Source organism: Acinetobacter sp. 231_lipA (genome assembly GCF_058243005.1).
In genome coordinates this window covers 2,446,917-2,471,124 of record NZ_JBZAYU010000001.1, presented here as the reverse complement: position 1 = coordinate 2,471,124, position 24,208 = coordinate 2,446,917, and the positions used below count along the sequence as shown (strand labels likewise).

The following is a 24,208-nucleotide window of genomic DNA, read 5'->3' as shown; positions in this document are numbered from 1 at the left end:
CTCTACGTTGTAGGGGCTTTTTTAATTTTAGAATAAATTTGTTCACGGGGTGGAATTAACCTCGATGTTTACAATTTGTGTAGCCACATTCAAATATTCATATGCCACTCTAACTTTTATGGAAAAATTTTTATCTCTTGTAAACAGATACTCACAAAAACAAGCATAGGAAGCGTGAGACATATCACTAAACGAAGCAATAAATCTTTTTTCTTTTTTATGTATACCTTCATCCTGATGGTAACCAATCAGATTTAACATTGTATAAATCTGATTAACTTTTTGAAAAATATAAAATTCACTTTCTGAATTAAATCCTTTTTTCAGTTGAAAAAAATCATCTAACTCAAAATTAACTAATTCGGCGTTATTTTGTTGCAATATTTTCCATATTTGCACTAGAACATTTGGAAATTCAATTTTTCTTAGATGGTTAAGGTCGACTTTCAATGAATCCCTAAATTTTTTATGTGCTGCTTGTTCTTTATTAGCATCCTCTAAATGTTGTACTGATAATTGAACAAATGATTCATATTCTTTTTGTTGCATTCTGAGTTTAGGAATTTCAACTTTATACTTTTCTATTTCAGATAAAATATATTCATCTTTGTCCTCACAACTTTCTAGAAATTTTAGAGAACTCTCCAAAAATATCAATAAATTATTTAAATTATCAATTTGCTCATTTTCAAGTTTGTTAAAATCCTTAATTCCACCAAACATTGCAAATAAATTATTTCTCAAAGGATGCACAAATTTATTTAAATAGTTATTTTCTACAAATTGGTTAAAGTGTATTAAAGGCTCTTCCCAAGACCTAAAAATAGTATTGGTCACTTCACCATTCTCAGTTATTAAAGTAATAAAATGAGCATTCAATTCTTTAAGTACATCTAAAAAGGCTAAACCATAAACACTACTTTTCCCATTAATAACTGACCGATATATTTCTTCGAGAGTAGTAGGAGAATAAACAGCTTGAACTTCATTTTTCAAAAAATTAAATAATTCAGAATCTTTTTTTAACAAACACTTTGGCTCTGTAAATAGATCTAAAATGTTCTGATCCAAATATGCTAAAGGTTTATCCGAACATTGTTGTTCACTCATATAAATAGCTCCTTTATAATTTTAATTTACCATACAAAACTATGAATAAATTCAATAACTCATAAAAAAACCAGCATCTTTGCACCAATATTTTTTCATCAATAAAAAGCCCCAAACTCACCTAATCTATGCTAAAAACAACCAACTTAATCAATTTTTAATCAGAAAATGAAAAAGCCCATCATAACACTAGCGATCCCTTTACTTTGCCTTTTCCCTTTAATTACTCAGGCAGAAACAACCAAAATACTGCCGATCATTGAACAGCACAAACAAGTTTCAGGCTATTACCAATACCAAGCGGGTGATGTACAAATCACTGCCTTGCTAGACGGCACCAACTTCATGTCACCGAAGCTATTTCAAAACCTTCCAGAAAAAGAAGTACATGAAATTTTAAAGAAATATGCCGCCGACCAAGCCAAAGGCGTACAAACCTCAGTCAATGCCTTCCTTGTAAATACAGGTCATTCGCTGGTTTTAGTGGATAGCGGCGCAGCGAGCTGTTTTGGCGAACATTTGGGTTCAGTATTGAGCAACTTAAAAGCATCAGGCTATCAACCAGAACAAGTCGATACCATCTTACTGACGCATCTACACCCAGACCATGTCTGTGGTATTAGCCAAAATGGAGCGGCAAACTTTCCAAATGCCACAGTGTATGTCTCGAACGATGAAGCCAACTATTGGCTAAACCCGAAACAGGTCGAAAAGCTCCCGAAAGAAAAACAAGCAGGTTACTTAGGAACTGTTGAAAAAATTAAACAAGCCATTGCGCCGTATCAAGCCAAAAACCGCTTCAAAACGTATCAGTTGGGCGATCAAGTTCAAGGCTTTAAAGTGATTAATACCGCGGGGCATACACCCGGACATTTTAGCTATGAGTTAAAAACCAAAGATGAAACGATGGTATTTATTGGTGACATTGTGCACTCTCATACTGTGCAATTCGACAAGCCAGAAACCGCAATCGATTATGATATCGACCCGAAAAAAGCAGTACAAACCCGCTTAAAACAATTTGCTGAATATGCAAAAGGCGGGCAAACCATTGCAGCACCACACTTGCCATTCCCTGCGATTGGAAATATCTATTCAGCAGATAGGAAAAGCTATCAATGGATTCCTGTGCATTTTAAGGATTAATTTATACGAAAATTATCTCTTCTTTGGGGTGAGAGTTAAAAGGCTCTTCAAACCAAATAGAAGTTTGTTGAATCATAAAAATCCCCTCATTTGAGGGGATCTTTTTACTGCTGTGGACTCATCGAATTTTGAACAAAATGCGGAGAGCGAGGTCCATATAGCAACCCTTTTTGCTGCATCAACTGCGGAGCATACAACTGGGTACTCACACTGTTAGACAGTACATAGGCTTTGTCCGATAAGTGATTCGAAATTTGGTCAATCAAAGCACCCACTAACATCCCGACCAGACCGGCGTTGCTATTATTATTGGCTTGTTGGATTTTTTCCTGACCTTCCCATAATAATGCTCCGGTTTTTAAATCAACCAATTTCGCCTCTACCGCAACGGTCGAAATGGATTGAATCACCTGATACTTAGAACCATATTCTTTAACTTTGACATACAGTGCGGCATCCGCTCCAAAGATTTCATTGAGTTTCTGAATTGGGATTTGCTGCGCATCATAGCCGTTGGTTACGCCGTTTTCTTTAAATAGCGTATCGACCACAGAAATAGGGAACACATAATAGCCCGCTTCTGCTACAGGTAAAGTCACGGTAGACCAATACCCATAGGTTGCCCGTGTATCGGGTGACTCATTCACAGGCGGCAACACCAAAATAGATTTTGGCATATTGGCATGATATGCAGATAAGTCACGTTTACTTTTTGGTGTCGTAGCACAACCTGTGAAGAGTGTCACAGCAAGGCCAAGTACGCATAGTTTTTTGAAATGTTTCACTTCACACTCCTTGCCGCAGACTGGGCTGTCATTTTTTTCAAAAGACGATCCATTAATACTGTCGACTCTGGGTAGGTTTGGCGTTCAAGCTCAAAATACTGAACGGCACGTGGCCCATTATTGATATTTAAATTCAATAAGCCCAAATGCGCATACAAGCCCGGAGGCACTGCTGCATTTTTGGCTTTGGCTTTTTCAATATCTTTTTCAAGTTTACCAATCTGTTCTTGTGGAGAAGTCTTTTCTGGCAAACTCAACATCAAATAGGTTTGCTGCGGGTATTCGCCCCAGCTGTATAACGATTTTGGCGCTGAAACACAGCCCACCAAAGTCATGGTGCAGATTGCACCTAAAACCAATACGATTTTTTTCATTGATTCAAACCAGTTACTGCACAGACCACTTATTGGTTTGAATATCCAACACCAAATTATTAACCGCTTCACGCACAGCCAAATCTAGAACTTTACCGTTTAAAGTTGAATCATAAGAAGCGGTAGAACCAAAACCTAAGATTTCACGTTCACTGAGTGCGTACTCGCCTGCGCCTTGCACAGAGTGAACAATTTCTGCTGTTTTTACATCGACAATGTTTAAGTTCACTTTGGCATAAGCAATTTGGGTTTTACCACGGCCCAATATGCCAAATAGCTGGTGATCACCGACTTCTTTACGGCCAAATTCAGACACGTCGCCCGTTAATACATAACGTGCGCCTTTGATGGCTTGAGAGGATTTGGTGAAGCCTGCTTCTTGTTGTAATTCAGCTAGGTTGTCACGGTTTAGGACAGAGAAATAGCCCGATTGCTGTAAATGCGTTTCTAAAATGGTTTTCGCCTGACCACCTAAACGGTCAACATTGTCTGAAAAAATACCACGCATGTAGCTCGAGCGGTTGTCAAATTTCCCTACAGAAACTGGCGTTTTAGTGCCAGTATATTTGACAGTCGCCACTGCCGCTGTTACTTGCGGTGCTTGAATTGTTTTTGACGTTTCTGTTGTTGAACATGCAGATAATGCTAAGCCACTCAAAACGGCCAAAAATATAGATTTATTCAAAATTTATCCCTCAAATCTTTAATTTAAAAATCATAAAAAAATCAAAGGGATTATAACCATTTAGCTTTTAGTTACCTATACAAAATCCAGTTTTGTTGTTGTAAACCTTATCACTTCATTCCAAAAATAAGTTTTAAACCCAACACCGTCATTACCGCCCCTGCTGCGCGGTCAAATACGGCTTTAAACTTCAAATACACACGGCGCGGCTTTTCAGCAGACAATGCCACTGCAACCAACGAACACCAACCCGCATCAATAAAGAAACACAGGATAGGTAGTACAAAATAGTAATAGGTTGGGATTTCTTTGGGTAAAAGTGCAGTAAAAATACTGGCTAAAACAATCGCAATTTTAGGGTTGGAGAGCTGAGTAATTAAACCAGTCATAAAGGCACGGCGTAAAGTCATTGCTTTTGAGCTGGAATGATCTGCCTCAATTGGCTCTTTGGCATGTTTAATAATTTTAAATGCGAGCCAAAGCAAATAGATCCCACCACAGATTTTTAAGGCCAAATACGCTGACGGCACTGCCAACAAAAAGGCTTGTAAACCAAGTACAGCCAACAGACCAAAAATAGCGGCGCCTGTTCCAGTTCCCAATGCGGTAAACAGGCCATGCTTTCGAGAAATCGCAATCGAATTTTTTGCTACATAAATCGACGTCGGTCCAGGGCTCATTGCGCCTAACATTAATGCAAAGGCAATCGAGCCCAAAATCCAAAATGATTCCAAGAGTGACCTCTAAATTGAGAGAATTTATCAGCTGCGATTTTACGCTAAACAAAGTTTTTACGATATTCACTTTATCAGTTATTTTTCACATTTATATCGTGATCAAGCCGCAGCGTGTACGTCCATTATATTTTTTAATGATAAACAAAAAGCCTATTTTTAAGGAAATTCGGCATAGGCCATAGTGAAAACAACAATAGAGCAATTACTCAACAATAAACTTCAACATCAGCTATTTAGATCGTATTAAATTTTAATAAAAAGACAAATGTGTATTAAAAATAGCCATCATATGCTTATTTTTAATTACAAAATATAATGGGTGGATTGCTTCCCTTTTCATACATTTTTCATATATAAAAAGACTTACTATTTATAAGGTTTTATTTCTCTAAACTACATTTTTAACTTCATAATTTTTAACATCATAATTAAAGGTGAACCATGCAAAATAAGAAGCGCACCCCATTAGACGCACAACAGACCCATCTTTGGATCATTGGTGGTGGTATTGCAGGTATGGCTGCTGCTGCATTTGCGATCCGTGATGCCAAAGTCCCTGCCAAAAATATCCATATTTTAGAAGAACTCGATATTTCAGGTGGCTCGATGGATGGCGGACAGACCCCGCATGCCGCGCAAGCTTGGGTAACACGTGGTGGGCGAATGCTGACCGATGAAACTTATTTGTGCCTATGGGACTTATTTTCCAGTATTCCATCTTTGGAAAATCCAAACGTTTCGGTACGTGAAGAATGTCGTGAGTTTAATGAACAAGTGAAAACCCACGCCAATGCACGTTTGATTGATGCCGAACATGTCATTGCGGATGCGGCAAAGCTTGGTCTGAATACACTACATCGTGCGCAGATGCTGCGCCTATTGGCTTCAAAAGAAGAAAAAATTGGCAGTCGCCGCATTGATGAGTTTTTTGATGAAGCCTTTTTTGAAACCAATTTCTGGCGCATGTGGCGCACGACTTTCGCTTTTCAAAAATGGCACAGTGCAGCAGAGTTAAGACGCTATTTCTTGCGTTTTATTCAAGAATTGCCACGCATTCATACCTTAGCGGGTGTCAAACGGACCAAGTACAACCAATATGATTCGATGATTCTGCCCCTACAGCGTTGGCTAGTCGCACAAGGCGTCGATGTGCGTTTTGGACACTATGTCACAGATGCGGATTTCATTACCAATGCTGAAACCCAAGAACGCCATACCTCGCGCCTATATGTACAACTGCCTGAAGGCTCAGAGCAAATTAATCTGAAAGCCAATGATTTAGCCATTTTCACTTTAGGCTCTATTACCGCAGACTCACGTTATGGTGGCAATCATGACGTGCCTGCCCTCATTCGTCATCGAGAAGACCATGGCTGGACACTTTGGGAAACGCTAGCACAAAAAGCCCCAGACTTTGGCCGTCCAATGACTTTTTATGGTAATGTCGATGAACATAAGTGGGAGTCTTTCACTCTGACCATGAAAGATGACGTGCTGCTTAAACGCATTGTTGACTATACGGGAAATGAACCAGGCACAGGCGCACTGATGACTTGGTATGAGTCGGGTTGGCATTTATCCATTGTGGTCCCTGCACAGCCACACTTTGCCGACTTACCTGAAGGCCTGTATACCTTATGGGGCTACGGTTTCCAAATTGACCATATGGGCGATTACATCAAGAAACCAATGTCCGAAGCCACAGGGCAAGAAATCCTAACAGAACTGATTAAACAGCTCGGTTTTGACGACATTTTAGATCATGTTTTGGCAACGACTGATGTTACCACAGCCATGATGCCATATGCCTCTGCCCTATTCGCCTGCCGTAAACTGGGAGATCGTCCTCAGGTGATTCCTCAAGGCTCACAAAACTTTGCTTTCCTTGGACAGTTTGTGGAAATTGAAGACGATGTGGTCTTTACTGTGGAATATTCAGTTCGTGGGGCGATGCTTGCCATTTATGAATTCTTTGGGGTGGAACGTGAAATCCCTGAAATTTACAATGGTCTGCTTGATCCGAAAGTCGGTTTGAAAGCTTTGGAAACCTTGTTCCACTAAACTTCTAATCTATAGCGATAAAAGCACCTTTATGTCGCTACTATTACAGAGTTTAATTTAAGCAACGTTTGGATACGCGAGTGTGGCAGGGATGCCACACGTTATCCATCATAATAGGGATGTTATGTATGGATAACAAAGGCTTTTGCTTACTTTTGGCCTATCAAAAGTAAGGGTATTGCCTACACAAACAGCTTTTGTACTTTATTGAAATGTTGAGGCCGTGTACGCACCTAATTTTAAATTGGATAAAAAGCAAAATTAGATAAAACTTTATACCTCATTAGTAAATAAATTGACTAATCAACATAGGAAAAACATCTCCACGTTTTAAATAACACTCCGAAACTGACTAAGTGCTTTTCTATCGTTTTCTCATGATTTTAGATTTCATAAAAATTACAAAACTCACTTGAAGCTTTGACTGCACAGATGCAGCATAAGACTCATCTAAAACTTTAAAAATAAATCTATGAAACTAGCAGAAGCACTTTTATTGCGTAGTGATTTACAAACCAAACTCGCCTCTTTACAACAACGCATCAACAATAATGTGCTAATCCAAGAAGGCGATGAACTGAGTGAAGATCCGAATGCGCTGATTGGTGAGGCCTTTAGTATAAATACAGAGTTACATCATCTGATTGAAAAAATTCATGCGACCAATGCTCAAGCTAAAACCAGCACGGGCCAATCCATGCTCAGTGTTTTAAACACACGTGATTTACTGACACAACAGCATCGCATTATTCAACAGGCCATCGACAGCTCACGACGTGAAAATGGTCGTTATAGTTCGAGTGAAATTCGCTGGGTTAAAACCATTACGGTTGCAGACTTGCAAAAACAAGCCGATGCAATTAGCCAGCAACTCAGGCAAAATAACCTAGAGATTCAAGCTTCAAATTGGCAAATCGAACTGATCTAGCCAATTTGAGCCACAACAGTTTGGGCATATTGGGCGAGTACAAGGCCTTTTATACGTTTGTAAGGCTTTAATTCAACAAACGTTTGCAGGAAGTAAGACGTCTACTTCACATTTTCACAAATCTGGCGTAGCACAATGCATCTTTTATACTGCACATCGCACCTTGCACCACCATGTACTGACAATATGCCTCCCTATTTTTACCTATTAGTAGGCATCAGCCTGTGGAGGCTTTTTCTGATTAAAAGCCATATCTTGTGATGGTAGTTTATAGTCACGATCATGCACAGGAACACCACCAATAATCATGGTACGAGCTTCAGTTCTAGGCTGATTCAAATCCTTTTTTGCATCACACGCGGTCAGTTGAGTGAGCAATAAAACCAATACTAGGGTAGATAAGGTTTTCATCATATCCCCTCATTTATCATTATTGTTCTTTCAGCATAGCACTTTTATTTTTCCAATCCTATCGACTTTGTTACAACTCTTATCCATCTACATGAGGGTTCTCTGCGTATTTTTTTATTTAAATAAAAATCAATCATTCGGTTATAAAACAATAATATAAACGCGAATCTCAACTTTTTAAGTCTTTGAAATAAAAAGGACATAACCCAATTTAATTTTCGACTAAGAAAAGCAAAGCAAGTTATGTCCATTTACGAATTTATCATTTCTGTATTTTTAATCATAGAGCAATTTTACTCAGCGATTGTCATTCAACCTTTAAGAAGTAGAGGATTTCCACCCGCTTTAAGTGATATTGAAATTCTTACTATACAAATTGTGGGAGAGTTTCTTGGCTTAGATTCTGATAAAAATATCTGGTTCTACTTTAAACACAATTGGTTTGAATGGTTTCCAAAATTAGGTTCCTATCCTAATTTTTGCAAACATTGTGCAAAATTATGGCATGTAAATCAACAGATTATGTCACAACTAAAATCTGTTTTCGGTTTAGATAATATTCATTTTATCGATGGCTTTCCTATACCTGTTTGTCGTTATGCTAGAGCAAAAAAACATAAAAACTTCAAAGAATCTGCAGGTTTTAGTTATTGTGCGGCTAAACAAGAAAAATATTATGGTTTCAAAGGACATATCGTTATTAACTTTTCAGGAATGATTACAGGCTATACTTTTGCTCCAGCTCATTGTGATGAACGTGATGTTGCACCCGAAATTACTCAAGATATTCAGGGATTACTTGGTGGTGATAAAGGATACTTAAGACCTGAATTAAAACACTATTTTAAGTACCAAGATATTGATTTACAAACACCTTATAGAAAGAACATGACTGATAGCAGGTCTAAGGAAGCTATGGCGAGGCTCATGAATACTCGTAGAAAAATTGAGACTGTTATAGGTCAATTAACTGAACGATTTCACATTCAAAAAGTAAGAGCTAAAGATTTATGGCATTTAACGCATAGAATTACGCGTAAGATTCTTTCACATACCATTGCAGTAATTTTAAATACACGATTAGGAAATCCACCTTTACAACTGGAAAGCCTTATTCAAAGTTGAGATTGGCGTAATATAAATGATTTAAGTTAACCAAAATTCGATTTAAATATTTATCCGACGTATTGAAAAAACTATCTTGGCGGAGTCTTATCTTGTTTTATTCAATTTCTTCATCAGCCTGCGGCTCGCCCTACTTTTGTTTCGACAAAAGTAGGAAAACCATTGTCATCTGCAAAACCTGTTCATTTCTTGGATTTATTCAAATATAGCGAATAAAACATTATCTTATTTCTTTGTACACGACAAAAAAATATAACTCATTGAAATAATGGCATAATACTTGTTTTCTGACGACGAATATGATGGCACATTTCAATGAGCTATATCTCATCTTAAACAAATATCTAAAGTGGAACAAGTCACATGTAAAATGTTTTACACTGATTATGCTTGCATTAATTGTAAAACAGACATGTAATCTTTCTTCTGCATCTAAAGCCTTACCCATCAAGTGCTTACCACAATCATTTTATCGACGTATACAACGCTTCTTTGCAGGTCAGTATTTCGATTATCGTCAAATTTCTCAGTTAATTTTCAATATATTTTTATTCGATAAAGTCCAATTAACTTTGGATAGAACCAACTGGAAATGGGGGAAACGAGATATCAATATCTTGATGTTAGCCATCGTCTATCGTGGAATAGCCATACCTATAGTTTGGACATTGCTCAATAAACGGGGAAATTCAGATACAAAAGAGCGTATTGCTTTGATTCAACGCTTTATCTCCATTTTTGGTAAAGACCGTATTGTGAATGTGTTCGCAGACAGAGAATTTATCGGTGAGAAATGGTTTACATGGTTAATTGAAAATGACATTAACTTTTGTATACGTGTTAAAAAAACTTCATTGTGACCAATCACTTAGCCAAGAATCATAAAATTAGTGATTTATTTCGTCATCTTCAAGTTGGTCAAACTGAATGTCGTAAACGACGTATTTGGGTTGGTCGAGTGAAACTGTATATTAGTGCGCTACGATTAGAAGATGGAGAACTTTTACTTGTTGTTTCTCCTATGTTTAATGCTTCTGCTATTCGTGATTATGCATTACGCTGGGAAATCGAAACCCTATTTAGTTGTCTCAAAGGACGTGGATTCAATCTTGAAAATACTCGTTTAACAGACCCTAGACGAGTCAAGAAATTGATAGCAGTGCTAGCTATCGGTTTCTGTTGGTGCTATTTAACAGGTGAATGGCAACATGATCGAAAAAAAGCGATAAAAATAAAGAAGCATGGACGACTTTCAGTAAGTTTATTTCGCTACGGTTTGGACTATGTTCAAATGGCTATTCTACGTTTGATTGGTTTTGGAAAAAAAGAGGAATTTAAGAAAATTCTAGCAATTTTAAGAAAGAAAAAGCCTGATAGGACAAGGGCTCTATGAAATTTGTCGTGTACAGAGATCTTATTTACACTATGCAGGTTTCAGATGACGTTTCCGAGTCGCCTATTTCTTGTCGAAATTAGATTAAATTAGAAAAAGACAAAGGGGTTTACAAAATCTTCTCTGTACACGACAAAAATAGATAACTCATTGAAATAATGTCATAATAATTGTTTTCTAACGACGAATACTATGACACATCTCAATGAGTTATATCTTATCTTAAACAAATCTCTAAAATGGAACAAGTCACATTTAAAGTGCTTTGCGCTCATCATGCTTGTGATTATTTTAAAGCAAACATGTAATCTTTCTTCTGCATCTAAAGCCTTGCCCATCAAGTGCTTACCACAATCATTTTATCGACGTATGCAGCGCTTCTTTGCAGGTCAGTATTTTGATTATCGTCAAATTTCTCAGTTGATTTTCAATATGTTTTCATTCGACCAAGTGCAACTGACTTTAGATAGAACCAATTGGAAATGGGGAAAACGAAATATTAATATCCTGATGCTCGCAATCGTTTATCGTGGAATAGCGATACCTATCCTTTGGACATTGCTTAATAAACGTGGAAATTCAGATACGAAAGAGCGCATTGCTTTGATTCAACGCTTTATAGCCATTTTTGGTAAAGACCGTATTGTGAATGTGTTCGCAGACAGAGAGTTTATCGGTGAGCAGTGGTTTACATGGTTAATTGAACAAGACATCAACTTCTGCATTCGTGTTAAAAAAACTTCATTGTCACCAATCATTTAGGAAAGAATCATAAAATTAGTGATTTATTTCGCCATCTTAAAGTTGGTCAAATTGAATGTCGTAAACGACGGATTTTGGTTGGTCGGGTGAAACTATATATAAGTGCACTACAGTTAGAAAATGGAGAGCTTTTACTCGTCGTTTCTCCTCAGTTTAATGCCAATGCTATTCAGGATTATGCATTACGCTGGGAAATTGAAACCTTATTCAGTTGTCTCAAAGGACGCGGGTTTAATCTTGAAAATACGCGCTTGACAGACCCTAGACGAGTGAAAAAATTGATTGCGGTGTTAGCTATAAGCTTCTGTTGGTGTTACTTAACGGGTGAATGGCAACATGATCAAAAAAAAGTGATAAAAATAAAGAAGCATGGACGACTCTCAATGAGTTTATTTCGCTATGGTTTAGACTATGTTCAAATGGCGATTCAGCGTTTAATTGGTTTTGGGAAAAAAGAAGAGTTTAAGGAAATTTTGGCAATTTTAAGAAGGCAGAACCCTGATAGGATAAGGGTTCTGTGAAATTTGTCGTGTACAGAGCAAAATCTTACAGGATTGAATATTTACAACGGACACTTTTGTCCGTTAAATAATAGCACTCCCCAATTAAATGAAATAATCACCATGACCAGTCGCCAACAGCGCGCTGCACAAAACCGCGAGGAATTGCTGGAAGCCGCAGTTCAGGTTTTTCGTACACACGGGATAAATGCGCCCTTACAACAGGTGATTGACGCAGCCAATGTCGGACGGGCGACTTTTTATCGTAATTTTGATGACCGTCGTGCTTTGGTGATTGCCTTAATGGAACAAGCTTTGGAACGCCTCGCAATTCGTGCAGAAGCATTTTCTCAGTATGAAGATGGTTTTATTCGTTTAATTGAAAACCATGTCTATAACTTACCGTATTTAACCGCACTAATGGAATATTGGCGGGTGATTGACCGTGATGATCCTATCATGGTCGATATCTACGCGCGCCGCGATGCTATTTTACAACCGCTGATTGATCAAGCCATTCGCCACGGCGTGTGTCGTCCCGATTTGACCACCCAAGATTACGCCATGATTACGGCCATTTTAAGGACTTCATTTCAAGGACTGACCGATATAGAGCAACAACAACTTGCACAACGTGCAATTGAGCTCTTACTCAATGGTATTCGGGCATAAAGGTCACCACTCATGACACAGCCACCGCGTTTACTCGAACCTGCGCCAAACTGGACTGCTGAAGAAAAACCAACCCTACCCGGCTCTCCTGCCGTGATTGCGCACTCCACGCCTAAGCGCTTCATATATTTTTTTATTGGTTTGTTTGTCGCACTGTCTGCCAGTCTCAGTAACGGTTTTATTACCGCAAATTTACCCTTAATTCAGGGTGAATATGGACTAACACCCTCTGAGGTGGCATGGATTCCTGCGGCTTATGTCATGGCTAATGTCAGTGCGAACCTGATTCTGTTTAAAGCCCGCCAACAATATGGTCTGCGTCTATTCTCTGAAATTGGTCTACTGATTTTTATTGTGGTTTTGGTTTTACACGTCTTTGTGCATACCTTTGAAATGGCGGTATTGGTACGTTTCATTAGCGGCATGGTTGCAGCACCACTCAGCTCTTTAGGCATGTATTACATTATGCAGGCCTTTAAGCGGGAAAATTTTGGTCGCAGTATCTATTTGGCTTTAGGCTTCCAACAACTCGGTATTCCCTTGGCATGGATCATTTCTCCATACCTCATTGATGTGAATAACTGGAATGTCCTGTATACCTTTGAAATTGGTTTAGCGCTGTGCTGTTTCGCAATGGTGGTGTCGCTTAAATTACCCCGCAGTTTAAGAATTGCTGTTTTTGAAAAGCAAGACTTCTTCACCTTTGCCCTGCTTGCGCCCGGTTTTGCCTTTTTGTGTATTGTGCTGACTCAAGGGCCTATCTTGTGGTGGTTTGAAGTGAAATGGTTGGCCTATTTGCTCATTGCAGGGTTCAGCCTGATTGTGATTGGTTTGGTCTATGAGCATTATCGGGTCAATCCACTGATTATGACGCGTTGGCTGGGGACATCATCCACGCTTCGTTTTATCATCGGAGCCTTTGCAATTCGCTTTTTAATGTCGGAGCAAAGTTATGCTGCCGTCAGTTTTCTCAAAACTATGGGCATGGGCCCCGATCAATTTGTCCCGCTCTATGTGGTGATCTTTTTCGGCATCGTGTCTGGAACCTTATTTAGTGCCATCACTTTTTCACGTGAACGGATTATTTGGCACTTACTATTAGCAGAAGTTTTGGTGTTGATTGCTTGCGGGCTAGATTTTCACCTCACCAGCGATATTCGCCCTTCCAACTTCTACGGCAGTCAGTTTTTGGTGGGCTTTGCCAGTGGTGTATTTATTGGCCCACTCTTGATCACGGGTATCTTAAGCGCCATGCAAAAAGGCCCCACCCATATTGTCACGTTCATTGTTTTATTTTCAGCGACCCAAACTTTTGGTGGCTTAGTCGGTTCATCGTTTTACTCTACCTATCAACAAGTCCGAACCCAAAACTATCGTGCTGAGATGATTCAGCAACTCCCCGAAACCAATCCATTGATTGCACAGCGTCTTTTAGCGTATCAACAAAGTTCGCATAGTTACACGCTGGATCAGCAGTTAGAGCAACAACAAGCCTTAAAAAATCTCAATCAAGTGGTGACTCGAGAAGCTCAAGTGCGTGCCTATAACGATGTGATTAGCTTCAATGGTGTCGTTGCCATGTTGCTGTTGTTGTGGGGGGCATTCCTGATTGCACGAAATCAATATCAACTGCGACAACAAGCGAAAATCGGTCCTGCCTAATACTACTGCTCCCTATTTATTGAGAAATTGTTATGTCTGAAGATCAAAAACCAATAGCTCCCGCTGAAACAACTGCAACTTCTGAAGATGCCTCTCAGCCTGAACAGCCCGTGACAGCAACAACACCGATTACGCCGCCTTCGAGTAAACTGATTCCAACAGCAAAACGGACCTTGATTTTGATGTTTGTAGTACTGATCATCGGTATTGGCATCATCTTGTGGGCATGGAAAATTGGGCCATTTGACAGTGCCGTTGAGTCCACTGACAACAGCTATGTCAAAGGTAAAACCACGGTGCTTTCTTCGCAAATTAATGGCTATGTCAAAGATGTGTTGGTCAGTGATTTTGATCACGTCAAAAAAGGACAGGTGTTAATGCATATTGATGCCACGACTTATGACCAAAAAGTGACTCAAGCAGAAGCTGGGGTGGATCAAGCGCAAAATAACCTATCTAATCAAAGCCAAAATATTGCACAGCGTAAAGCCGATATTGTGGCGGCAGAAGCCAAAGTTGAACAAGCGCGAGCAGCCTATAAACTGTCATTGGCACAACAGCAGCGCTATCAACAGTTGGGGGACTCTGGCGCAGCGTCTAAATCAGAACAAGACAAAGCCTTTGCCGATACCCAAAATAATTTAGCTTTACTGCAACAAGCACAGGCCAATGTATTGGTGGCGAAAGAAGCGCTCAAAACCGCTCAAGTGGCTGAGACAGGACTCAAAGCACAAGTGACCAATGCCGCTGCACAACTGGATCAAGCCAAAACAACCAAAAATTACAGCAGTATTATCGCCCCGATGGATGGGCAACTGGGTGAAGTCAATCCACGTGTGGGACAATATGTGGCCGCAGGCACACAGTTGCTCTATCTGATTCCGCAGCAGACGTGGGTCACAGCTAACTTTAAAGAAACTCAAATTGCCAACATGAAAATTGGGCAAAAAGCATGGTTCACGGTGGATGCCCTCAATCATCAGAAATTTACAGGCCATGTCGAGCAAATTTCCCCAGCGGCGGGCTCAGAGTTCAGTGTGCTTAAAGCCGATAATGCTACGGGCAACTTTACCAAAGTGGTGCAACGTATTGCTGTACGGATTGCAATTGATCCGAATCAAACGGGCATTGAAAACCTACGTCCAGGCATGTCCGTAATTAGTTCGGTCGATACCCAATCTGCACAACATTAATCTTGTGCAGAAGAAATTCATTTTCATTTACACTATGCTCTAAGCCGAGTTGATAAAAATTCTATGTTTGACCAAATTGCCCAAACCATTCCCTATCAGCAAATTACTGTCGAAGGATTTGAGGTCAGCATCAAACGTTTAGACTTGGTCCATCCACACATTTCAGGCAATAAATTTTTTAAACTGAAATACAATCTATTGTCGGCGCAGCAACAAGGCTATAAAAAACTGCTGACTTTTGGCGGTGCCTATTCCAATCATATTGTCGCCACGACCTATGCAGCGCAGTTATTTGGTTTTGAGAGTCTAGGCATTATTCGAGGCGAAGAACTGGCCTGTAAACCCCTGAATACAACTTTAAATACAGCACAGCAATTCGGCATGCAATTGCAGTTTGTGTCCCGTGAAGCCTATCGTCAAAAGCAAAATCCAGCATACTTAGCACAGTTACAACAAGATTATCCTGATTATTATGTGATTCCCGAAGGGGGAACCAATCCCCTTGCCATTCAAGGCTGCACAGAAATTCTCTCTGATGCGGATCGAGAAAATTTCGATCTGATTTGTTGTGCCGTAGGGACGGGTGGCACCATTGCGGGTCTGATTGAAGCCAGTGATCGTCAACAGCAAATTTTGGGCTTCTCCGCACTCAAAGGTGATTTTTTGAGTCGAGAACTACAGCAACTGACTGAAAAACGAAATTGGCAAATTACCGATCAATATTGTTGTGGCGGTTATGCCAAAACTAATACTGAGTTATTGCAGTTTATCCATGCTTTTGAACAGCAATATGACATTCCACTGGAACAAATTTACACAGGCAAAATGCTGTTGGGCTTAAGCGATTTAATTCAACAAGGTACATTCCCCATAGATCATCGTATTTTAGTGATTCATTCAGGTGGGTTACAAGGTCGTTTAGCTACGCTTTAGATAGTCCTGAAAAAGCAAAAAAGATGGTCTATAATGCCCTGCTTTATTCTCCCGTGAGTGTGTCATGTCCGCAAATCAATATGATGTCTTAGTTTTAGGTGCAGGTGCATCTGGCTTAATGACAGCCTATATGGCAGCTCAACGCGGACGTAAAGTGGTCATTGTAGAAAAAGCCAATAAAGTCGGCAAAAAAATTCTCATGTCAGGTGGCGGTAAATGTAACTTTACCAATCTGTATGTCGAGCCAAGCAACTTTATTTCACATAATCCGCATTTTGTGATTTCAGCCCTCACTCGCTATACCAATTGGGACTTTATTGGGATGGTTTGTGAGTACGGTATTGAATATGAAGAGCGTAAACACGGACAGCTGTTCACCCTAAAAGGTGCCAAAGAAATTTTAGCTATGCTGTTGAGCGAGTGTGAAAAAACAGGTTTGGTCGACATTAAAACCAACTGTGAAGTAAAAGCCATCACCGCACTCGATGAGCAGGGTTTTCAAATTGCCACGACACTAGGGTATTTTGAAGCCGAATCTGTGGTGATTGCATCGGGTGGTTTATCTATTCCGACCTTAGGCGGCTCTGGGGTTGGCTATGAAATTGCAAAGCAATTTGGTCACCATGTATATCCAACTCGCGCAGGTTTGGTGCCTTTTACCTTTTCAGATAGCTTTAAAGAAGTGACCACACGCTTAAGTGGCAACGCGGTCGATGCGACTTTATCGAATGACTTAAACGCTTTCACCGAAGCCCTTTTATTTACGCATCGTGGGCTCAGTGGGCCAAGCTCGCTACAACTGTCGAATTATTGGGATGTAGGACAAAGCTTCAAAATTGACTTCTTGCCAAGTGTGGATTTGCAAGACTACTTAAAAGCCAAGAAGCACAGTCAACCCAAAGCCCTACTTCGCACTTTACTGGGTGAACATTTCCCGAAAAGTGTGGTGGTTGAGCTGCAAAACCTGATTTGGCCTGAACTGGCTGAAACAGCGATTGGCCAACTGTCGGATGAAAAACTGGAGTACATTGCAACACGCTTGCATGCGTTTGAAGTCAAACCATCAGGAACTGAAGGCTACCGTACTGCTGAGGTGACTTTAGGCGGTGTAGACACCACTGAAGTTTCATCGAAAACCATGGAAAGTAAAAAGCAAAAAGGCTTGTACTTTGTTGGCGAAATACTGGATGTCACAGGACATTTGGGCGGATTTAACTTCCAATGGGCATGGTCATCTGCACATGCCGCATCAGAATATGTCTAAGCCATCTGCTTAAATGATAAATTATTCTAAATAATCAGTGCGTAGCAGTACGCACTGCTTTTGCTTCTGCTGACGGGCAAGCGCTAAGTCCATTTTCGCAATGGCAATATGGACATGGCTCGGTTGAATCACTGAACGTTTCGCCATCAAAGTTTTTTTTAATATTTGCATCATCTGTTTTTTCCTTTTTAAACTGCAATTTATAAAAATAAATCGTGAAATATCCATGCAGCTATCACAAAAGTATAGGCATGTAAGTATTTCTAATTTATGAAATATCCATATTCCACATGCATCAAACATACCAAATTAAAGTTCATTCAACACTATAGACTTTTGTATTATTTTTCATCAGATTCAACCGCATCACGTCCCTCAGTTGCCGCAGTGGGTATTCTTTCAGCATTAGCGTGTGTTGTTGTATCGATCTTCGGTTTTGCAAAGACAAATTTATAAGCACTCACAAAAAATCCAACCGTAATACCCGCAATGATGATTGGGGCAAAATATTTATTTGGGGCTTTTTTTGACATCAGTTTACTCCAATAAAAAACACCAACCGCCATCAGCGGTCGGTGTTTAGTGTGATTAATTTAGTCTGGATCTTTGGGGTGAACGTCAATATCTTGTTCAGCTTCACCCGTTGAACCAAAAGGTTTATTTAAAGGTTTATGCGCAGGATCGACCTCTGCTGTAGTGGGAATATCATCTGCATGTTGATATTCCTCTGCAACCGTTGGTGTATCCATTTGCTCTTTCAGTGGGGCATGCTCTTCTTTGCCTTGTGCTGATTGTGTGCTTTCAGCTTTGGCCTGATAAAGTGGATTCGGTTGCGTACCTTCTTTTTTGGCTTTATCTAACAAATCGGTCAAAACCCGTTCCGCAGGTTGACGCCCACCGAGACCAAAAGCCAGTGCAAATGCAATGGCAACTGCCCCAAGCGTTAAGCCAAAGGCCAAGTTTACGATCGAGTCTGCTATCCCCATGGCACGCAAGCCCATCGCCAACACTAAGCCAATGATCAAGACACGAACAATGTTCGCCACCCAACGAGAACTGTTGTATTCACCACGCTCAATCACCTGTGCAACCAAGTTCGCCAACCAGAAGCCCACACCCAAAATGACTGCACCCAATAGGATGTTTGCACCAAACTGGATAAACATCGCAATCAAACCACTGATCTGTTCAAAGCCGAGTCGATTTGCTGCTTCAGAGACCGCAAATAACATGGTAAAGAACACAATGAAATAACCCACGACGCAAGACGCTTTGGTGTTTCCTAAGAAACGTTGCAAGCCAACTTTGTTTGGAATGTCATCTACACCTGTTCCCGACAAGACTTCAACCACAAGACTTGCGACAAAACGTGACACCACATAGGCCAAAATTAAAATTAATGCCGCTGCAATGATGTGCGGAATTGCATTCATGATTTCATACAGCATGGCCGTCGCTGGTTGAGAAATTGCATCAATGCCTAAAGCTTCAAACGCAATAATCAGCGCTGTGATAATAACCATTGCAAAAACAAAAGATCCGAGCACTTTAGCCAAATCTGAGTTTTTAAACAGTCCTACTTTTTCAACCTGTTTTTGTACATCTAGGCTTCTCAATAAGCCCTCAATAATGCCCCGTACAATTTTGGCTAGAATATAACCTGCAAAAACAATTACACCCGCAATAAAGATATTTGGTAGATACAGTACGGCTTCATTGACCATATTTTGGATCGGAAAGAGCAGCCCAGTCAGACCGAGTATCGACAAAACAATGGGTAAGAATAGCAATAAAATCAACCAATAGACAATTTCACTGATGTTTTGACTCAGCGTACTGACTCCGACATCCTGACTGAGTTTTTCATCTAACTGAGTTCGATCCAATCCTTTTTGTAAACCCACTTTGACCAGCTTTGCCACAATCCAGCCAATAAAGCCCACAGCAACAGCAGCCAACAATTGTGGTATAAACAACAAGAACTGTTGAACCATATTACTAAATGGCCCACTTACACTGGTGAGATTGAGAACATTAAGTGCACCGATCACCGCAATAATCAAGATGAGCCAAAACACAACTCGAGAAATAATATTTTCAATATTCGAGCGATGGCCAGTAGCACTGGAAAGTTTTTGGTTGGTCCCGAGTTTGGTTAAAACCTTTTTCACAGCACCTGCAATCAATAATGCAATAATCCAACCAATGATCAGGATGGCGATTGCGGACAGGATTGGGTGAAACTGGTCCCAATAATACATCGCATCAAATCGACCCTGATGCCCTACATAATCATTCATTTTGTTCTCCCTCTTGTTGTGTCTACATCACAGCGACCTTTGCTCAACTACAGATTTTAGTTTTGAAGTGATTGTCTGCCATGAGGTATGAATGAGAAATGGAATACCTTTTGATGACTGCTAAAGAAAAAACCCCTGTACATTACAAGGGCTTTAGTCACATTTAGCGGTCAGTTGCAGTCGCCGTATTGCTATCGGTGGCTACCGCTTCGTCACCTGCTGTTGCAGTGGTGCTATTATTCGGTGTTGCAGGCTCTGCGCTCGGATTCGGATGACCTGGAGGCGCCTCATTCGGATTTGGCTTGGTATCTGCAAACATATAAAATAATAATGCGATTAAGAAAATTCCGACCAATGCCAATATATACAAGGGCACGCGTTTTTTCTTCTGCCGCTCCTCTGGCGTTTGTACATGGGACGGTTTATTGAAATCATGTGGCATATGTTCCCCCTCAATTTTCTATTATCAAGTTGTCGAATTCTCATACTAACAACTGCTTGTGTAGCATTGTGTTTCAAAGCATAGTGAGATAGTAAACAAGCGCTTTATTTTAAGTTAAATTGTTATTTTTTATGGTTTTAAAAAAAGTCACTCTTCTGTCAAATCAATGTTAAAGGTCATATAAAAAGTATTTCATATAGGCGTAGACAAAAAGAGTCTGGCGAACAGCGCTCTTCAACTGAATTTGCGCTATAATTATGCACCTTGTTTTAGCTGTTTTTGGACTTTATGGCATATCGTCAACAAAGTGTAACGCTTGATTTAGACACTGATGTTACGCACCAATGTCATTTGCACTACACGCGAGACCAACATCTTATTGGTATTATTGAATTTTCTAAGCCTAGTTATATTCTAAAATGGGGCGATCTGGAGTTTTTCCGTCGTCGTACTGAAGAGTTTTCAGTGATGCCTTTTCCTGAATGTGTCAATGCCATGATTATTGACATTCGAAATGTGCAAGCCTTTTTAGACAATGAAACACCCATCATTCCTTGGCGCTTACTGGAAGAAGAATGTCCTGTGCGTTTAGTTGTACCTCAAGACCGTTTAGATCACTATATTGGACTGTTTGAGCCAACATGGCTGACGACGGATATTGAAACGGCTATTTCTGAAATCCGTGAATATATGGATATGTTTGTGCACTAAGCACTTCTTGATACACATCTGCTCATATCCTCTCATTGCGATTGTGCCCTATCATTTGTTCATAACATACAGTCGCTTTTATTTTTTAGTTTTTAATCCCCTGCGGAAAGTGTAGGACAGTAAACCGAATCTAACTGACCTTTATATACTGCGTCCTAAAACGGATCATCTTCAAAATAAAGCACTTTTCTTTGCTATTGCCGTTTTAGCATGTTCTACACGAACAAAAGCCATTCTGTCATGCATCCATAACGAAACGTATAACCACCCCTGTAGCATTAGACATTAGCCTAATAAAATGAATTAGAAAACTTGAAATGGCACGCATTATGCATAATTTTCTTTTTAATATCAGAGGAATATAGCGATGCACTTATTTAAAGCATTATTAACAAAATATTAAAAATCCCTCTTGAGCAGCAAAAGCAATCTCGATTAAGATGCAGACTAAGCTGTAAAAAAATACCATAAAAAGAACATCTTTTGCACAGAATAAAGCTTTAACCCAATTCTGACGTTTTTGATAAAAACAATGCAATTGATGCTGCAAACAAAAGGAGTTTGTACATGACCATGCAACGTAATCTTTCTGCCCTATTTTGTGCAAGTGCACTTGCGCTGAGCCTCAGTGCATGTAGCGACAACAAAGCACCTGCAACGGATGCAGCTAGCACTGGCGCAGATGCTTCACAGTCAGGCACTTTAGATAAGATTAAAAAATCAGGAACCATTGTTTTAGGTTACCGTGACTCCTCTATTCCATTCTCCTATATCGCTGACAACCCAAATCAACCTGTCGGTTATGCACATGATTTACAGCTCAAAGTGGTTGAGGCTGTTAAACAAAAGCTAAATATGCCTGATTTAAAAGTTCGCTATAACTTAGTCACCAGCCAAAACCGTATTCCATTGGTTTCAAATGGTACAGTCGATCTTGAATGTGGTTCAACTACAAACAACAAAGAACGCCAGCAACAAGTTGATTTTTCTGTGGGCTTCTTTGAAGTGGGTTCACGTTTACTTACTGCAACCGATTCAGGCGTGAAGGATTTTGCTGACTTAAAAGGCAAAAAATTAGTAACGACAGCAGGAACAACCTCTGAACGCTATATCCGTCAGCATGAAAAAGAACTTGGTATTGGTGAAGTGATTTCTGCTAAAGACCATGCTGAATCATTCTTAATGCTCCAAAGTGGTCGTGCTGCTGCATTTATGATGGATGACATTTTACTTGCTGGGGAAAAATCGAAAGCCAAAGATCCAAACAAGTGGCACATTGTCGGTACAGCACCAATTCAAGAAGTTTATGGCTGTATGTTGCGTAAAGGTGACACAGGCTTTAAGCAAGTGGTTGATGATGCAATTAAAGCCACTTATAGCTCAGGTGAAATTAACAAGATGTACAACAAATGGTTCGAACAGCCAATTCCACCGAAAAACATTAACCTGAACTTTACTATGTCAGACCAACTTAAAGCCTTAATTGCAAACCCACATGACCGTGATCAGTAAACGATAAGGGAAAGATTAATGTTCACTCAGGCAAAGTTTCTTTGCCTGACCTATTTTAGGGGATTGTCATGAATTATACCTGGAACTGGGGCGTCCTTTGGCAATCCACAGGCGTCGGAGATAGTACCTATCTCAGTTGGATTTTAATTGGTTTAGGCTGGCTGGTTGTTATTGCCATTGTGGCTTGGAGCATTGCAATGGTGCTCGGAAGTATTCTCGGCATTATGCGCACGCTTCCCAATAAAACCGCACGTGCCATCGGCACTGGCTACGTCACCATTTTTCGTAATGTACCGCTACTGATCCAATTATTTATTTGGTTTTATGTGGTGCCGAATTTCTTACCTGGTCCCATTAAGTCATGGTGGATTAATGATTTAAGTGCAGGAACAACAGCACTGATTTCAGCCAGTATCGGTCTTGGACTGTTTACCGCAGCACGTGTCTGCGAACAAGTCCGTACAGGCATTGAAGCCTTACCTACAGGACAGGTCAATGCAGGTTATGCCATGGGTTTTAGTACCGCACAGCTATACCGCTATGTCATTTTACCGCAGTCCTTCCGTACGATTTTGCCGCCTCTGAGTTCAGAGCTGACCAACTGCGTCAAAAATACTTCTGTGGCCTCTTTAGTTGGGGTTTCCGAGATTATTTCGCAGATGAAAACCATCAGCGAATATACGCAGAACACCATTGAAATCTATACCTATGTCACGATTATTTTCATCGTTATCAACGTGTGCTTAATTACCTTAATGACGCTGCTGGAAAAACGTTTACGTGTCCCAGGTTTAATTGCAGGAGCTAAATAATGGAATGGCTCACCGCATTTACCCATGATTTGCAGTTATCTGCACCCGCCCTATGGCATGGTTTAAGTATCACTTTAAAAGTGGTCATCATCGCCACCATTGGTGGTATTTTCATTGGCACGCTGTTGGCACTGATGCGTTTGTCTTCAATTCGCATCTTGAATTTAATTGCCCAAGGCTATGTCAATTTATTCCGCTCGATTCCTCTGCTGTTGGTATTGATGTGGTTCTACTTTGCTGTACCGTTCATCTACACCACAGTCACGGGAAATTACCTGACCATTGATACCGCTTTGGTCTCAAGTATTGTGGCGTTCATGCTGTTTGAAGCGGCTTATTTCTCGGAAATTGTACGTGCAGGGATTCAATCGATTCCTAAAGGACAGTCTGCCGCGGCTTATGCACTAGGCATGACCTATGGTCAGTCCATGCGCTTAATCATTTTGCCGCAAGCCTTTCGTAAAATGACACCGCTGCTGTTACAGCAAACCATCATCTTGTTCCAAGACTCGACCATGGTGTACGCCATTGGCCTACTCGACTTTTTCCGCACCAACTACGTGCGGGGCGATTTGATGTCTCTATTAACGCAATATATTTTATTTGCAGGCCTAGTGTATTTCACCATCAGTATGCTAGCCACATATGCAGTAAAACGATTACAAAGGAGGTTAAGCGTATGAGCGACCA

At 40.2% G+C, this 24,208-nt stretch carries 25 protein-coding genes; 15 read left to right on the top strand and 10 right to left on the bottom strand.

The genetic code is table 11. The annotated features are described in order from the left end of the window. Positions 1 to 42 precede the first annotated feature (42 nt). Positions 43 to 1,110, bottom strand: a complete 1,068-nt coding sequence (locus AC4CUX_RS12130) for a hypothetical protein (protein ID WP_279045140.1) — start codon at positions 1,108 to 1,110, stop codon at positions 43 to 45. Positions 1,111 to 1,278: 168 nt separating this feature from the next. Here AC4CUX_RS12130 and AC4CUX_RS12125 point away from each other — a divergent pair, with 168 nt between their 5' ends. Further along, on the top strand, positions 1,279 to 2,256 hold the full coding sequence (locus AC4CUX_RS12125) for an MBL fold metallo-hydrolase (RefSeq protein WP_279045139.1): 978 nt from the start codon (positions 1,279 to 1,281) through the stop codon (positions 2,254 to 2,256). A gap of 104 nt (positions 2,257 to 2,360) precedes the next feature. Here AC4CUX_RS12125 and AC4CUX_RS12120 read toward each other — a convergent pair whose 3' ends face one another. The 4 genes from AC4CUX_RS12120 to AC4CUX_RS12105 form a co-directional block, all read right to left on the bottom strand. After that, a complete protein-coding gene (locus AC4CUX_RS12120) occupies positions 2,361 to 3,041 on the bottom strand; it encodes a DUF799 domain-containing protein (RefSeq protein WP_336955391.1) in 681 nt (226 codons plus the stop codon). Next, positions 3,038 to 3,415: a DUF4810 domain-containing protein gene (locus tag AC4CUX_RS12115; RefSeq protein WP_279045567.1), complete on the bottom strand. Its 378-nt coding sequence runs from the start codon at positions 3,413 to 3,415 to the stop codon at positions 3,038 to 3,040. Before AC4CUX_RS12115 ends, AC4CUX_RS12120 begins: the two co-directional genes overlap by 4 nt. A 13-nt stretch (positions 3,416 to 3,428) precedes the next feature. Next, positions 3,429 to 4,100: a CsgG/HfaB family protein gene (locus AC4CUX_RS12110; RefSeq protein WP_279045565.1), complete on the bottom strand. Its 672-nt coding sequence runs from the start codon at positions 4,098 to 4,100 to the stop codon at positions 3,429 to 3,431. A 110-nt stretch (positions 4,101 to 4,210) separates the two neighbouring features. Continuing rightward, positions 4,211 to 4,834 (bottom strand): LysE family translocator, encoded by a 624-nt coding sequence (locus AC4CUX_RS12105; RefSeq protein ID WP_234951372.1) that lies wholly within the window; start codon positions 4,832 to 4,834, stop codon positions 4,211 to 4,213. Between the two features lie 444 nt (positions 4,835 to 5,278). Between AC4CUX_RS12105 and AC4CUX_RS12100 the strand changes: the two genes are divergently transcribed. Next, positions 5,279 to 6,898 carry an oleate hydratase gene (locus tag AC4CUX_RS12100; protein WP_490792424.1) on the top strand — a complete coding sequence of 540 codons (1,620 nt, stop codon included), beginning with the start codon at positions 5,279 to 5,281 and terminating at the stop codon, positions 6,896 to 6,898. Between the two features lie 472 nt (positions 6,899 to 7,370). Beyond that, complete coding sequence (locus AC4CUX_RS12095) at positions 7,371 to 7,826, top strand: DIP1984 family protein (RefSeq protein WP_426977256.1); 456 nt, start codon at positions 7,371 to 7,373, stop codon at positions 7,824 to 7,826. A 207-nt stretch (positions 7,827 to 8,033) separates the two neighbouring features. On the opposite strand, the gene AC4CUX_RS12090 is transcribed toward AC4CUX_RS12095, so the two are convergent. Next, positions 8,034 to 8,237: an NF038215 family lipoprotein gene (locus AC4CUX_RS12090; RefSeq protein WP_058952158.1), complete on the bottom strand. Its 204-nt coding sequence runs from the start codon at positions 8,235 to 8,237 to the stop codon at positions 8,034 to 8,036. A 243-nt stretch (positions 8,238 to 8,480) separates the two neighbouring features. Between AC4CUX_RS12090 and AC4CUX_RS12085 the strand changes: the two genes are divergently transcribed. The 8 genes from AC4CUX_RS12085 (at position 8,481) to AC4CUX_RS12050 (ending at position 17,741) form a co-directional block, all read left to right on the top strand. After that, a complete protein-coding gene (locus tag AC4CUX_RS12085) occupies positions 8,481 to 9,362 on the top strand; it encodes an IS982 family transposase (RefSeq protein WP_490747433.1) in 882 nt (293 codons plus the stop codon). A 302-nt stretch (positions 9,363 to 9,664) separates the two neighbouring features. Next, a protein-coding gene (locus tag AC4CUX_RS12080) for an IS4-like element ISAba33 family transposase (RefSeq protein ID WP_094148494.1) occupies positions 9,665 to 10,755 on the top strand; the annotation gives its coding sequence in 2 pieces (ribosomal slippage) (positions 9,665 to 10,205 and positions 10,205 to 10,755; 1,092 coding nt in all). 192 nt (positions 10,756 to 10,947) lie between these two features. After that, positions 10,948 to 12,038, top strand: a protein-coding gene (locus AC4CUX_RS12075; protein ID WP_155118754.1) for an IS4-like element ISAba1 family transposase whose coding sequence is annotated in 2 segments (ribosomal slippage) — positions 10,948 to 11,488 and positions 11,488 to 12,038 — 1,092 coding nt in all. Because the reading frame shifts where the segments join, the coding sequence is not laid out codon by codon here. 102 nt (positions 12,039 to 12,140) lie between these two features. Beyond that, the gene (locus AC4CUX_RS12070; RefSeq protein ID WP_279044831.1) at positions 12,141 to 12,689 is read left to right on the top strand and encodes a TetR/AcrR family transcriptional regulator; all 549 of its coding nucleotides are present in this window, start codon (positions 12,141 to 12,143) and stop codon (positions 12,687 to 12,689) included. Between the two features lie 12 nt (positions 12,690 to 12,701). Further along, positions 12,702 to 14,351, top strand: a complete 1,650-nt coding sequence (locus AC4CUX_RS12065; RefSeq protein WP_279044834.1) for an MFS transporter — start codon at positions 12,702 to 12,704, stop codon at positions 14,349 to 14,351. Between the two features lie 32 nt (positions 14,352 to 14,383). After that, positions 14,384 to 15,544 carry an HlyD family secretion protein gene (locus AC4CUX_RS12060; RefSeq protein ID WP_279044836.1) on the top strand — a complete coding sequence of 387 codons (1,161 nt, stop codon included), beginning with the start codon at positions 14,384 to 14,386 and terminating at the stop codon, positions 15,542 to 15,544. A 63-nt stretch (positions 15,545 to 15,607) separates the two neighbouring features. Beyond that, on the top strand, positions 15,608 to 16,477 hold the full coding sequence (locus AC4CUX_RS12055; RefSeq protein WP_490792423.1) for a 1-aminocyclopropane-1-carboxylate deaminase/D-cysteine desulfhydrase: 870 nt from the start codon (positions 15,608 to 15,610) through the stop codon (positions 16,475 to 16,477). 64 nt (positions 16,478 to 16,541) lie between these two features. Beyond that, complete coding sequence (locus tag AC4CUX_RS12050; protein ID WP_279044839.1) at positions 16,542 to 17,741, top strand: BaiN/RdsA family NAD(P)/FAD-dependent oxidoreductase; 1,200 nt, start codon at positions 16,542 to 16,544, stop codon at positions 17,739 to 17,741. A 21-nt stretch (positions 17,742 to 17,762) separates the two neighbouring features. Here the strand turns inward: AC4CUX_RS12050 and AC4CUX_RS12045 are convergent, their stop codons facing one another. The 4 genes from AC4CUX_RS12045 to AC4CUX_RS12030 all read right to left on the bottom strand — a co-directional run bounded on the left by AC4CUX_RS12045 (position 17,763) and on the right by AC4CUX_RS12030 (position 20,483). Continuing rightward, positions 17,763 to 17,915 carry a hypothetical protein gene (locus AC4CUX_RS12045; protein ID WP_171500578.1) on the bottom strand — a complete coding sequence of 51 codons (153 nt, stop codon included), beginning with the start codon at positions 17,913 to 17,915 and terminating at the stop codon, positions 17,763 to 17,765. A gap of 167 nt (positions 17,916 to 18,082) precedes the next feature. Further along, a complete protein-coding gene (locus tag AC4CUX_RS12040) occupies positions 18,083 to 18,274 on the bottom strand; it encodes a hypothetical protein (RefSeq protein ID WP_148826515.1) in 192 nt (63 codons plus the stop codon). Positions 18,275 to 18,334: 60 nt separating this feature from the next. Then, a complete protein-coding gene (locus AC4CUX_RS12035) occupies positions 18,335 to 20,041 on the bottom strand; it encodes a mechanosensitive ion channel (RefSeq protein ID WP_058869131.1) in 1,707 nt (568 codons plus the stop codon). A 163-nt stretch (positions 20,042 to 20,204) separates the two neighbouring features. Next, positions 20,205 to 20,483 carry a hypothetical protein gene (locus AC4CUX_RS12030; RefSeq protein WP_159151709.1) on the bottom strand — a complete coding sequence of 93 codons (279 nt, stop codon included), beginning with the start codon at positions 20,481 to 20,483 and terminating at the stop codon, positions 20,205 to 20,207. A 288-nt stretch (positions 20,484 to 20,771) separates the two neighbouring features. Here AC4CUX_RS12030 and AC4CUX_RS12025 point away from each other — a divergent pair, with 288 nt between their 5' ends. The 4 genes from AC4CUX_RS12025 (at position 20,772) to AC4CUX_RS12010 (ending at position 24,201) form a co-directional block, all read left to right on the top strand. After that, a complete protein-coding gene (locus AC4CUX_RS12025; RefSeq protein ID WP_004694572.1) occupies positions 20,772 to 21,194 on the top strand; it encodes a hypothetical protein in 423 nt (140 codons plus the stop codon). Between the two features lie 567 nt (positions 21,195 to 21,761). Further along, complete coding sequence (locus tag AC4CUX_RS12020) at positions 21,762 to 22,706, top strand: transporter substrate-binding domain-containing protein (RefSeq protein WP_114836868.1); 945 nt, start codon at positions 21,762 to 21,764, stop codon at positions 22,704 to 22,706. A gap of 68 nt (positions 22,707 to 22,774) precedes the next feature. Further along, a complete protein-coding gene (locus AC4CUX_RS12015) occupies positions 22,775 to 23,518 on the top strand; it encodes an amino acid ABC transporter permease (RefSeq protein ID WP_004981232.1) in 744 nt (247 codons plus the stop codon). Then, positions 23,518 to 24,201, top strand: a complete 684-nt coding sequence (locus AC4CUX_RS12010; RefSeq protein ID WP_005399959.1) for an ABC transporter permease subunit — start codon at positions 23,518 to 23,520, stop codon at positions 24,199 to 24,201. The genes AC4CUX_RS12015 and AC4CUX_RS12010 overlap by 1 nt, the downstream gene beginning before the upstream one ends. The last annotated feature ends 7 nt before the right edge of the window (positions 24,202 to 24,208 follow it).